Raw genomic sequence first — 12947 nt, forward strand, 5'->3', positions numbered from 1 at the left:
CTCCCTCGTTCTTCAGGTGGAATGGGCAACGTGTCACGCCATGAGCCGGTCATCACCGCCCGTCGAGCCTGGCTCCGCCGGCCCAGGACGTGCTGCGTGGCGGCAGTTGGGTGTTCGCGTGCCAGCTTCGCTGCAAAGTGGCGCGCCAGGCCTCCGGGCGCGCCTCGGCGATCACCTCGTCGATCAACTCATCGATGACCCGGGTGTCGCGGTGATGCGGCGTGGTGATCAGGTGCGCGGTAGCGCCCGAGGTGGCCAGACCGTACTTGCGGGCAATGCCCGCCGAGGGGCAGGGAAACACCACAGTGATGGAGTTCGGGTTGCGCCACGCGTCGATGCCGCCGGCACGCAACCGATTCACCGCGTATTGGGCACTCTTCAGGCTGTGCGCGACCCGGCGGCGCCACTGGGCTGGCGAATGGGTGCGCAGCGCCGCCCACATGATCATCGGCGTGTGGCCGTTGCGTGAACCGCTGATGGTCTTGTCGCTCGCCGAAATGTAGTCCACCTCCACCGAGATGCGCTCGACGTTCCTGCGTTTGGCCACGACGATGCCGCAGGGAATCGGCGAGCCGATCATCTTGTGCCCGGATACGCAGATCGAATCGATGCCAGCGGCAAAGGTGAACGGCTGCGGCGTATCCACGAACGGCAGAATCATCCCGCTCAGCGCGGCATCGGCGTGCAGGTAGTAGTCGCGCCGCGCAATACCGGCCTGTTGCAGACGCGCCTGGATGATGGCGATATCGTCGACGGCGCCGCGCATGGTCGTGCCGATGTTGGCGAAGATGATCGGGTGCCTTTCCCCGTCCGCTGCGATCTTCGCCAGCAAGTCGTCGTAGTCGATCTCACCATTGGGCAGCGCGTCCACGGCGCGGCATTTGATGCGCAGCAGCTTGACGATCTTGGCCACCGAATAGTGGGTGTCCCGCGAATAGTACAAGGTGCCATCGGGAAACAGCTCCCGTGCCAGGTAGCAACCGAACATGTTGCCCTCGGTGCCGCCGTTGGTGACATATCCCCAGCTGTCCTCGCGGCGAATGTCGAACAGGTCGGCGAAGTACGCCATCACGTCTTTTTCGAAGTCGAAGGAGTTGAGCACGTAGTTGCTGTGTTCACCCCAGTCACCGCAATTGTTGATCGAAAAGCGCAGAAAGCGCTCGAGCGTGCTGTAGTCGAAATCGGCATTTTCCGGGTAGCCAATGTTGAAGAACTGATGCTCCAGGCAGTGTCGCCAGAAATCATCGAGTCGCGCGGTGTCGGCGGTAGACAATGTCATCGTGGATCCTTTCTGGAATGACCAGGCAAGCCGCACTGCACCGGCACGGCTCGCCGTTTGAATCAGGCAGCTTTCTGGCGGCTCTCGACCAGTGCCCACCAGTTGGCCAGGGTCGGTTCGGTGGCCAGTTCCTCGAAGCTCACCGCCACGCCGCGCTCCTTGAGCTCGGCCGCCAGGCGCATCACCTGGAGGGAATCCAGCCCGTAGAAAATCAGATTCTCCTGAGGGTCGAGGGCGTCACCGTCCTCGATCAGTTGCAGCAGACGTGTCTGCAGCCAAGTGCGGTTGTCTTCCACCGCCAGTAGTTGGCGCAGCCGCTTCTTGTCGATCTTGCCCACGGCCGTCAACGGCATGCTGGGGATCATGCGGATACGATCGGGCAATTTGTATTCGGCGATGCCCAGCGCCAGCAGGTGACGGCGCAGCGCGGGCGCCTTGAGGGTCGGATCGCGAGTGACCACGAACGCGCAGCTCTTCTCGCCCAGGGCCTGGTCCGGCATTGCCACCAGCCCGGCATGGGTCACGTCCGGGTGCAGCACGATGAGGTTTTCGATCTCTTCGGAAGCGATCTTCTCGCCACCACGATTGACCTGATCCTTGATACGGCCGACCACGCGCAGATCACCGCTGGGCAGGCGCTGCACCAGGTCGCCGGAATAGTAATAGCCCTGTTCGTCGAACGCCTGGGCGTTCTGCTCCGGGCTGTTGTAATAGCCGCAGAAGGTATACGGGCCTCGGGTGGCGAGCATTCCCGTCTCGCCGGTGGGCACCTCGGCGCCCTGCTCGTCGACGATCCGGATTTCATCGCCGAGGCTGACCGGACGCCCCTGGGTGGTGAACACCTGCTCGTCGCTGTCGTCCAAGCGGGTGTAGTTGATCAACCCTTCGGCCATGCCGAACACTTGCTGCAACTGGCAGCCCAGCACCGCCGGCACCTGGCGCGCCAACGAGTCGGCGAACACCGCGCCGCCCACCTGCAGGTGGTGCAGCGATTGCAACTGCGCGCGATGCTGGGGCGCGGCCTGCAGCCACAGGGCCACGGCACTGGGTACCAGGGCCACGGTATTGACCGCATGCCGCTGGATGAGGGCGAAGCACGCCAGCGGCTCGGGGTTGTCGGCCATGATCACGCAGCCACCGGCGTGAAACACGCCCAGCGCGCCTGGCGAGCTGAGCAGGAAATTGTGCGCAGCCGGCAAGGCACACAGAAAGCGTGTCTGTGTCGTAAGGGCGCAGACTTCGGCGCAGGCGCGCGCGTTGTAGTGGTAGTCGTTGTGGGTGCGCGGGATCAATTTGGGCGTGCCGGTGCTGCCCCCGGACAACTGGAACAGGGCCACTTCATCGGCGGCTGTGGGCGCGTAGGCCACCTGCTCGGTGGCCGGCGTCTCGAGCCATTGGGCGAGGCTGTGCTGGTTGCGCGAATCGGCCAGAAACAGAGCGACCCGAGGCTGGGCCGTCGCTTGTTCGAACAGGCTTTCATAGCTGTCATCGCGGAACACTTCGTGCTCGCGCGAGGCAATCAACAATTGCGGCGACAGCTGCTTGACGTACGCCCCCAGCTCCAGCTTGCGGTGGCTGAACAACGCGTTGAGCGGCACGATGCCGGCCTTGAACAAGGCAAACAATACAATGTAGAACTCGGCAATGTTGGGCAGCTGGACCAGCGCCGCATCGCCGCGGCTCAGGCCGCGCGCAGCCAGGCGCGAGGCCAGGTTGGATGAGAGGCGGTCGAGGTCGGCGTAGGTGAAGCTGCGCTCGCCGCAGATGATTGCCGGTGCGTCGGGTTGTGCCTGGCAGCGCTCTTCGAGGATCCGCGTCAGTGGCCTGTCGAGCCAGTAGCCGAGGTCGCGATAGACCTGGGCACGGTCCTGTGGCCAGCGGGTGAATTCGATAGTCATGGTTTCACTCGTCATGAGGAAGGGGAAATCACGCGTGCAGTCCGCACGCCTGGAGCATGGTGCGCAGCTTGGTCTGGACCTCGGCCCATTCCGCCGCCGGTTGCGAGGCTTCGACGATACCGGCGCCGGCGAACAGCCTGACTTTGGGGCCGGCGACCGTACCGCAGCGAATGGTCACGACCCATTCGCCGTTGCCCTGGGCGTCGCACCAGCCGACCATGCCGGTGAACAGGCCGCGCTCGGTGGGTTCGACGAAACGAATCAGACGCCGCGCCAATTCGGTGGGAAAACCGCACACGGCAGGCGTGGGATGCAGGCGACAGGCCAGTTGCAGGGCCGACACGGAGGCGTCGGCCAAGGTGCCTTCGATGCGCGTCGACAGGTGCCAGAGGGTCGGGGTGCTGATCAGCGAAGGCCGTTGCGGTACGTCCAGCCGCGTGCACAGCTCGCTGACCCGCGCGGCGATGTCTGCGGTGACGAAGCCATGCTCGTAGTGGTCCTTGTCCGATTCGGACAACCACTGGGCATTGCGTCGATCGGCGTCGGCATCGGTCATGCGCTTGGCCGAACCGGCCAGCGGATTGGAAACGAACGAGGCGCCGTGCTTGCGCACCAGCAACTCGGGGCTCACGCCCAGCAAGGTGCCGCCGTCGGCCATGGGCACGCGAAAGTGATAGCCGCTGGGGTTCTGCACCCGCAGGTTATGGGCCAGGGCGTTCACGTCGATGGCCTGGCTGAACACCAGTTCGCGCTGCACCGACAGCACCGCCTTGCGCACGTCGCTGTAGCCGAAGTTGGCCACGGCGTGCTCGACCGAGCGCATGAACGCGTGCTGGTCGGGCAGGTTGCGCTGCTCCAGCAACGACGGCATGGGGCTCGGCGTACCCGCCCCGCCCGGCTCCAAGTCGTGCCACTGCGCCTGCTCCGGAACGTAGAGGCACGACGCTTCGGACGGATCGAAGGGAATCGCACCGACCACCATCGGCACGGCCTGCCCGGCCTTTCGCGCCTGCTCGAAAGCGCGCTGGATGGCTTGCTGGAAGCGACCCTGCGCGTCCTGCCCGCCCACCGCCGGAGTCTCGATGCGCTGTGCCAGCCCGCTGGCACGCAACTCGCGCTGGCCCGACATGAACGAAAAATTGTCATCTTGCACAACGTGTTGCACGTCTTGCGGCGCAGTCGCCCTGACGATGGCTGATCTCATCTTCGGTGTCGCCTCCCTGCCCTGGAATGTAAGTTTTAATTGCGAATGTGAATGATTATTGTTTCTAATGGTGACGACATAAACGGAACGTTGTCAATCACGTGAGACGAGTGAGCCATGCGAGAGTTAACTTCGATGCAAGCCGCCTGCTGGATCGGGCGTACTGCTCATGCGGCCTTGGGGAGCGTGTCAGCTCACCTGTACGCCGAGTTCGATGGCGCTGGAATCGACCTCGAACGCCTGCGCTCGGCGCTGCAAGATGCCTGTAGCCGTCACCCCATGCTGCGCCTGCGGGTCAGCCCCGAGGGCTTGCAACACACCCCGCCAACGGCGCGCGAGCCGGCGCTTGAAGTCGACGTCTTGAGCGATCTGCCGGCCGTGCAATTGCAACAGGCGCTACAGCGCAAACGCGAAGCCTGGACCCATCAGCAGCTGGATCTGGTAGACGTCGGCGGGCTGCGCGTGGGCGTCAGCCTGCTGCCCGAGAATCGCTTTCGCCTGCACGTCGACAGCGACATGATCGCCATAGACCCGTCCAGTTTTCCCACGCTCATGGAAGACCTTGCCGCGGGCTACGAAGCACCCGAGCAGCCGGCTTCGACGCCGCCGACGTTTTTCCAGTGGCTGGACACCTTGCGGGCAGACCCTGCGGTGAAGGCTGCCCGCGACCGCGATCGCCACTGGTGGCGCCAGCGCCTGGACCACATCGCGCCCGCCCCAACCCTGCCCCTGCTCGAATCAAGCGCAGCGCAGCCGCACAGCCAGCGCCTGCATACCTGGCTCGACGCCGGGCACTACCAAGCCCTGCAGAAGCTGGCGCGGGAGCGCCGACTGACCCTGTCCAGCCTGATGCTGGGGCTGTTCGCGTCGGTGCTGGGCGAGCGCACCGGCGATCCACGCTTTCGCCTCAATGTCCCCAGCTTCTGGCGCGCGCCGGTGCAGCCCCAGGTGCAGGGCATCATCGGCGAATTCGCCAACGTGCTGATCGTCGACGTGGAGATGGCCGACGCCAGCAGTCCCGCGACTCTGTGCCGACAGCTGGGTGACAGCCTGATCCAGGCCCTGGAGCACTGCGCCTATTCCGGCGTCGACCTGATGCGCGACCTGTCGCGGCATACGGGCTCGGCGCAACTGGCGCCGGTGGTCTTCACCGCTGCGTTGGAGCGCAGCAAGGGCGAGCTGTTCTCCGAACGTGTGCGGCGGGCGTTCGGCCCGATGAACTGGGTGATCTCCCAAGGTCCGCAGGTGGCCCTGGACGTTCAGGTCGCTCACATCGACGAAGGGCTTTCGATCAACTGGGATATCCGTGTCGATGCCCTGCCGCTGGCCTGGGTGTCCCCTCTGTTCGAGCGCTTCGTCGCGCGGGTGCAAGCAGTTGCCGCCGATCCGACCCGCCTGGATCAACCCCTGTCGTCGCCGCCGGCCCGACGCCCGTTGAACGCTTTGCAGCAGGCCTACCTGCTGGGGCGCGGCGCGCACATGCCGCTGGGCGGCGTGGCCATGCAGGAATTTCGCGAATACCGCGGGCACATCGACACAGCCGTGCTGCGTGCCCGCTTGGCCGACATGGTCCGGCGCCACCCGAGCCTGCGTACCCACATCGATGCCCAGCGCTGCGTGCAGTACGTCAGCGATGTGGCCGAGCCCCATCTGGATGAAATCGACCTGCGCCACTTGCCCCTGAGCGATGGCCTGCGCGAGGTGGAAGAGCGCCGCGAAGCTTACGCACATGCCGTATTCGGCCTGCACGCGGCGCCGTGGAACGTCACGCTGTTCGAACTGGCCCAGGACCAGCACGTCGTGTTCGTGCGCATGGACGCCCTGATTGTGGACGGCCACTCCATCGCAGCGTTGCTGGTGGAGTTGTTCACCGGCACGCCCGAGCAGCCCTCGGCAGCAGCGGCCCCGGTGCCAGCGCCGGCCGCGAACGAGCAACGCAAGGCAGACATGGCCTACTGGCGCGAGAAGCTCGCGGCGGTCAGCGGGCCGCCCTGCCTGCCGTGGAAACGACCGCTTGCCCAGGCTGGTCCGTCTCGCTACCAACGGCAGAGTCTGCAGGTGCCCCAATCGCGCTTTGCAGCGCTGAGCCGACGGGCCGCACAACAGCGCCTGTTCAAGAATTCCGCACTGATGGCGGTGGTTCTGGAAGTGCTCTCGCACTGGCTCGACGAGGGCGATCTGTGCGTCGCCCTGCCGGTCGCGCCAACCCGCAGCGCCGACCTGGCCAACCACTCGAGCTTTATCGCCATCAACTGGATTGCCGATCGGCGCCCGTTCACCGAACGTGCCAAGGCGCTGCAGGTGGATGTGCTGGAGGGACTGCAGCACCTGGCGTATTCCGGGGTCGACCTGACTCGTTTGCTGTTCGAGCGCCACGGCCCGGGGCCGGTGTTGCCGGTGGTGATCACCAGCGGCCTGTCGTGGCCGGTGACGCCAGCCGACAGCGCCATGAGCCTGCACGGCGGGCTGACCCAGACGCCGCAGGTGGCCATGGACATTCGCCTGTCGACCGACGCCCAAGGCTCGCTGCGGGTCGATATCGACTATGCGCACGAGGTGATGGATTCGGCGCAAGTCAGCGACATTCTGCGCATGCTGGACGACGCCGTCAGCCAGATCGCCGCCCACGACAGCTTCACCCTGGAAACGGCGCCGCTGCTCGACACCGCCCACTATCGCCGCAACAGCCCCGAGCGCGATGCCTGCCAGGCACCTTTCCTGGCCCACATCGCCGAGCAGGTTTTCGATGCCGACAACACCCGCACTGCACTCATCTGCGGATCCCGGCGGCTGAGCTACGCCGAACTGGGCGACGGCGTGGCACGGGTGATCGCCGCCTTGCAGGCCCGAGGTCTCACCCGCGGTCACGTGGTCGCGATCTGTCTGCCGCGCAGCCCGGAGCACACGATGCTGACTCTGGCCTGCGCGCTGACGGGTGTGATCTGGGTGCCCATCGATGCTCAAGCACCCGAGCAACGCCGCCGCTACCTGCTGGACAACTGCCAACCTGATCTGGTCGTGCTGGCCGATCTCGAACCCATCGAACAGCCGATGGCCATCATGGCCGAGCTGCTCGCCAAGCACGCGCCCTTCCCCGTGTCGTTGCCCGATTTTTCCCTGAGTGAAGCGCCCGCCTATTATCTGTACACCTCGGGGACCACGGGCCAACCCAAATGCGTGGTGCTGAACAACCGCGCGACCGCCAACGTCATCGGCAGCACGCTGGCGCGGTGGCAAGTCAGCCAGAACGACGTGCTCATGTCAGTGACGCCGCTGCACCACGACATGTCGCTGTTCGACGTCTTCGGCAGCCTCAGCGCCGGAGCCACGCTGGTGCTGCCGGCGGTGAACGAGGACAAGGACGCGGTGCGTTGGAACCAGTTGATCGCCGAGCATCGGGTCAGCCTCTGGTGTTCGGTACCAGCGATCGTGGAAATGCTCCTGGCCGGTCGCGGCGAGCATGACCTGCGCAGCCTGCGCCTGATCGCCCAGGGTGGCGACTACATCAAGCCGGTGGTGATCGCCCAGTTGCGCGAATGCCTGCCGCACGCCCGCCTGATCTCCCTGGGCGGGCCCACCGAAACCACCATCTGGAGCATCTGGCACGAGATCGGCAGCGACGACCGCACGCTGATTCCCTACGGCGAGCCGTTGCCGGGCAACCGTTATCTGCTGCTCGATGACCACGGCCGGCATTGCCCGCCGGGCGTTGTGGGGCGTATCCATACCGCGGGCGTGAACCTGGCGCTCGGTTATCTGGAAGGCGGCGAATACGCGCAGACCGATTTCATCACGGTCGGCGATGAACAGGGCCACCCGATCAGGGCCTTTCGCAGCGGCGACCGCGGACGCTACCGGAGCGATGGCACCCTGCTCTTCGACAGCCGGGTCAACGGCTATGTGAAAGTGCGCGGCGTGCGCGTCTCGCTGCCCGATGTCGAGAAGGTCCTGAGCAACCATCCTGCGCTGTGCCAGGTGCTGGTAGTGGATTACCAGGACTCCAGCCAGGGCGAAACCAACCTCGGCGTGCTGTACGTGAGCGCTGCCGGCATGCCGCCAGTCAGCGTCGTCCAAGTGCGCAATTACGCCCGCGAACACCTGCAGCCTTCGCACCTGCCAACGCGCCTGCTGGCCGTCAACCAGCTGCCGCTGTCGCAGAACGGCAAGGTCGACCGCCGGCAGGCACGCGCGCTGCTCGCCGTACCGGCCACCGAGTCGTCGCCGGCTGCCGACACGCTGGCGCTGTCCGTGCTGCAGGTTTACCTGAACGTGTTGGGCCGCCCGGCGCAGCATGGCGACGACGTTACCACCCACTTCATCAGCCTGGGCTTGCGACCACAGCACCTGAAAGCCATTGCGGCCGGGCTACGCGAGCGTTTCGCAGTGACGTTGTCGCCCGGCCAGCTACTGCAGTGCCGCAATGCCCACGACGTACAGTGCCTGCTCGCCAAGGGCGCAGCCACGCTGACCGACTGAATCGAATGCGGCGCCCTGCAACGGCGTCGCGCCCACCTGACAATGCTCATGGAGAGACGGGATGACGGATGTAACGACGATAGACATTGCGGGCATAGGCATCGGCCCGTTCAATCTGGGCCTGGCCGCGCTGCTCGATGGCCACCCCGAGGTGAGTCATCTGTTCCTGGAACGCAAGAGCGAGTTTCGCTGGCACGAAGGCCTGCTCCTTCCCGGCACCACCTTGCAGGTGCCCTTTCTGGCGGACCTGGTGACCATGGCCGATCCAACCCACCCGTTGAGCTACCTCAATTACCTGCATCACCACGATCGGCTGCACGCGTTCTATTACTACGACAACTTCCAGGTACCTCGGCTGGAATACGACCACTACTGCCGCTGGGCAGCCCAGCGCCTGGGTACCTGCCGCTTCGACGAGGAAGTCTGCGAGGTGACTTATGACGCCGACACCCAGCGCTTCCTGATCCAGAGCCAGTCGATCTCGGGGTTCAAGCGTCAATACCGCAGCCGACACCTGGCCGTAGGCATCGGCACCCAGCCCCTGCTGCCCCAGTGGGCACAGGTCAGGAGCACTGCGCCGATCATGCACTCGGCGCAGTTCGGCAAACGCCAGGCGGAGCTGGCCGAGTGCCGTCAGGTTACCGTCATCGGTTCCGGGCAAAGTGCAGCGGAATGCGTGCTGGCACTGTTCAGCGAACTGACGCCGGCGCGGGTCGCGGCAGGCGCCTCGATCCGCTGGATCACGCGCTCGCCGGGCTTTCATCCGATGGAGTACTCAAAGCTGGGCCAGGAATGCTTCACCCCTGCCTATATGGACTACTTCCATAGTCTGGCGCCCGAGCGACGGCGCGAAGTGGTTGCCGGGCAAGGGTTGCTGTACAAGGGCATCAGTTTTTCGACCATCGGCGCCCTGTACGACCTGATCTACGAGCGCTCCATCGGCGGGCGTGACCCAGGGCTGACCTTGCTGTCGAACTGCGATGTGCAGCGTGTGGAGGATGTTCACGGCGCACTGCGTATCGCCTACCGGCACCGTGAACTGGACCAGACCGGCACGATCGAAGCGGACGCCATCGTTGCGGCGACCGGTTACCGGCACACCTGGCCGCAGTGGTTCGAACGGCTCAAGGACACACTGCTGGACACCGACAGCTATGGTGACTGCGTGGTGCAGGCGGATTTCACCGCGCGCCGCCGTGACGACGGCGTCGGCAAGATCTTCATCCAGAACGCGGAAATCTTTCAGCACGGCGTCGGCTCACCCGACCTGGGCATCGCCCCGACGCGCAACGCCACCATCGTCAACCAACTGCTGGGGCGCGCCCGCTACCGACTGCCAAAACGCTCGTCGTTCCAGCGCTACGGCATGCATCAGGACTGAACCGCGCCATCGCGCCCCTCCGTAGGAGCGGTCCGTGGCCGCGAAAAGGACACCGCGGTTAGCCTGATACACCGCGGTGAACCCTTCGCGGCCGATGACCGCTCCCACAGGGAATCGCACTACATCCGTAGGAACGGTCAGTGGCCGCGAAAAGGACACCGCGGTCCGCCTGACACACCGGAGTGAACCCTTCGCGGCCGGTGACCGCTCCCACAGGGAATCGCACAACATCCGTAGGAGCGGTCAGTGGCCGCGAAAAGGACACCGCGGTCCGCCTGACACACCGGAGTGAACCCTTCGCGGCCGGTGACCGCTCCCACAGGGAATCGCACAACATCCGTAGGAGCGGTCAGTGGCCGCGAAAAGGACACCGCGGTTAGCCTGATACACCGCGGTGAACCCTTCGCGGCCGATGACCGCTCCTACAAGGGACGGCGCTAGACGCTCAACTGCCCCACTGATGCTTTTGCTCCTTCCCTGTCAGTGAACGCGGTCAACACCTGCTCGATCGCGCGGCTGACCCGGTCCATCTGCATGGCGCTGTAGCGCGCGGTTTGATAGGTGACGACCAGTCGCAACGAGCGCTGGCCCTCAAACATGTTTTCCATGATTTCGAACTGCATGCCGAACATCGACTGGCTCTTTTCCGGGTCGACCTGCCGGTAGCGGATCGCTTCGCCGTCGGCCCCACGCAGCGCGCCATTCAAGGCGTTGCTGGCGTGAATCTGGATGTAGACGTCGAACAACAGGCCGTCCGCGGGGGTCATGCCCAATGCCTGCTGGATCTGCTCCAGCGGCACGTCGGCGTAGGCCATGGAATCATTGATCAGGCTGCTGACTGCCTCGACCATAGACCCCAGTGCCTGCTGCGCATCGAAGCGCACGCGATGGGCGACCATGGTGGTGAAGTAGCCGACCGTGTTGTAGTAGGCCGGATCGGTGCGCCCGGAAGCCGAGGTACCGATCACCAGTTCCTCGAGGCCGCCGACCTTGTGCAAGGCCAAGGCAATGGCGGTGTACAGCACGCCGAACAGGGAAGCACTGTTGTGCCTGGCAAACCGCTGCAGGCCATCGGTCAGCTCCTGGCTCGGGGTGATCTCGAACCATTGTGCCTGGATGCCGGATTCGCTCGCACGCGCGCCAGCCGCACCGGCTTGGTCAGGCAACTGCAGGCCGCGCGTGGCATCGCCCAGCATGTCGGTCCAGTAGGCCAGGTGCCGTGGGTCGATGCCGGCGATGCGAGCGCGCGTGGCGTACTCGTGAAAGGCCGGCGCCGGCTCGTGCCAGACCGGCACCCGGTCGGCGGCGCGCGCGGCGTAGGCCTGGCTCAGGTCCTGCATCAGCACGTTGAGCGACCACTCGTCGATGGCCATGTGGTGGACGAGTAGCGAAAGCGTCTGCCCCGCCTGTTGCCCGTCACGCAGGAAGCGCACGCGCATCGGCAGCTCGCGGGACAGGTCGAAAACATGCCCCGCTTCGCTGGCCAGGCTGGCACCCTCGCTGTGCTGGCTGGACCAGAACCAGCGGTACTGGCTCAGCCGCTCCAGGGGTACCTGCCGCTGGTAGGGTTCGCCTTCATCGAAATGAAAGGTCGTGCGCAGGCTGGCATGGCGCTCGACCAGATCGTGGAAGGCGCGCTCGAAAACGGCCTCGTCGACCGGTTCGCGAAACGCCACGGCGAACGGCAGGTTGAAGATCGTGCCGAAATCGAAGGCGGCGTACGCACGCCCGAGCGACGCCTGCGCCGGTGCGAAAGGGGCGGTTCGCACAGGTGTCGACGAGGCCACTGCAGCGGCCAATGCACGCTGTTCGCGGCGACGTGCCCGTTGTGCCAGCGCGCCCGCCGTGGACGCGCTGAAGAAGTCGTTGAAGTCCACCTCCACGCCGTGGCTGTCTGCAAGTTTGCCGATGATTCGCGTCGCCAGCAGGGAATGGCCACCAAATTCGAAGAAGTCGTCTTCCAACGTCATGCCCGGCTCCGCCAGCGTGTTGCGGAACTCGCCGAGGATCAGCGCGCCCATGGCGTCGGCATCGTTCGACACCTGGGGGTCGGCCGATGGCGAAGCCAGCGGTGGGCTGTCGGTGGCCTGGCGCATCAGCCACGGCAGGTGCGGCACGCCCACGGGACGACCGTCGTAGGCATCCAGGACCAGTCGATACAGGTCGTCTTCGCGACAGGTCTGGTCCAGCACCTCATGCAGCACGAACCCGAGGATCACGCCCTGCCCGGTCTGGATCACCAGGGCAGCGAGCGGCGCCTGGGTTTCGGCGTCCCAGGGCGACGCCTGACGGGCCAGCAGCAGGTCGCCTGCCTGCGCCGGAGTATCGACGTGCAGCACGGCGACACAGGCTTGCCAATCCTCGGCCGTGACCTTGCGCAACTCGCCTTCATCGTCGAACAGATAACGGGCATTGAGCGCCGGCAGTGCATCGATGACCGCCCTCAGGGCGGACTCCAGGCGCTGGGTATCGAATGCGCAGCCTAGCGACCAGGCGCAGAAATGCTTGCGGATCTGCTCGGGATACTGCTGCTGGAGCAGCCACGCCTGCTCTTCATGGGGCGTAAGCGGCGTCTGCAATACGTTGTCAGGACGGGTTTCCATCATGGAAATAAGCACCTTGGTTGGCAGGAAAAACAAGGCCGCGGCCGATGCATGAACGCGGCAGGACGGCGAGGAAGAGCGGTGCGTTTGCACTCGCGAAACAAAC

At 65.2% G+C, this 12947-nt stretch carries 6 protein-coding genes; 2 read left to right on the forward strand and 4 right to left on the reverse strand.

Going from position 1 to position 12947, the window contains the following annotated elements; genetic code table 11:
• Positions 1–52 precede the first annotated feature (52 nt).
• The 3 genes from IFT76_RS02485 to IFT76_RS02495 form a co-directional block, all read right to left on the reverse strand.
• Positions 53–1279 carry a histidine decarboxylase gene (locus IFT76_RS02485; RefSeq protein ID WP_192057312.1) on the reverse strand — a complete coding sequence of 409 codons (1227 nt, stop codon included), beginning with the start codon at positions 1277–1279 and terminating at the stop codon, positions 53–55.
• Positions 1280–1341: 62 nt separating this feature from the next.
• A complete protein-coding gene (locus tag IFT76_RS02490; RefSeq protein WP_192057313.1) occupies positions 1342–3177 on the reverse strand; it encodes a (2,3-dihydroxybenzoyl)adenylate synthase in 1836 nt (611 codons plus the stop codon).
• A 28-nt stretch (positions 3178–3205) separates the two neighbouring features.
• Complete coding sequence (locus tag IFT76_RS02495; RefSeq protein ID WP_192057314.1) at positions 3206–4381, reverse strand: isochorismate synthase; 1176 nt, start codon at positions 4379–4381, stop codon at positions 3206–3208.
• 117 nt (positions 4382–4498) lie between these two features.
• Here IFT76_RS02495 and IFT76_RS02500 point away from each other — a divergent pair, with 117 nt between their 5' ends.
• Both IFT76_RS02500 and basC read left to right on the forward strand, forming a co-directional pair.
• Complete coding sequence (locus tag IFT76_RS02500) at positions 4499–8857, forward strand: amino acid adenylation domain-containing protein (RefSeq protein ID WP_192057315.1); 4359 nt, start codon at positions 4499–4501, stop codon at positions 8855–8857.
• Between the two features lie 61 nt (positions 8858–8918).
• A complete protein-coding gene (gene basC, locus IFT76_RS02505; RefSeq protein ID WP_192057316.1) occupies positions 8919–10238 on the forward strand; it encodes a putative histamine N-monooxygenase in 1320 nt (439 codons plus the stop codon).
• A gap of 437 nt (positions 10239–10675) precedes the next feature.
• On the opposite strand, the gene IFT76_RS02510 is transcribed toward basC, so the two are convergent.
• The gene (locus IFT76_RS02510; protein WP_192057317.1) at positions 10676–12844 is read right to left on the reverse strand and encodes a condensation domain-containing protein; all 2169 of its coding nucleotides are present in this window, start codon (positions 12842–12844) and stop codon (positions 10676–10678) included.
• Positions 12845–12947 lie beyond the last annotated feature (103 nt).

The organism is Pseudomonas sp. CFBP 13727, assembly GCF_014841915.1.
Classification (GTDB): domain Bacteria; phylum Pseudomonadota; class Gammaproteobacteria; order Pseudomonadales; family Pseudomonadaceae; genus Aquipseudomonas; species Aquipseudomonas baltica.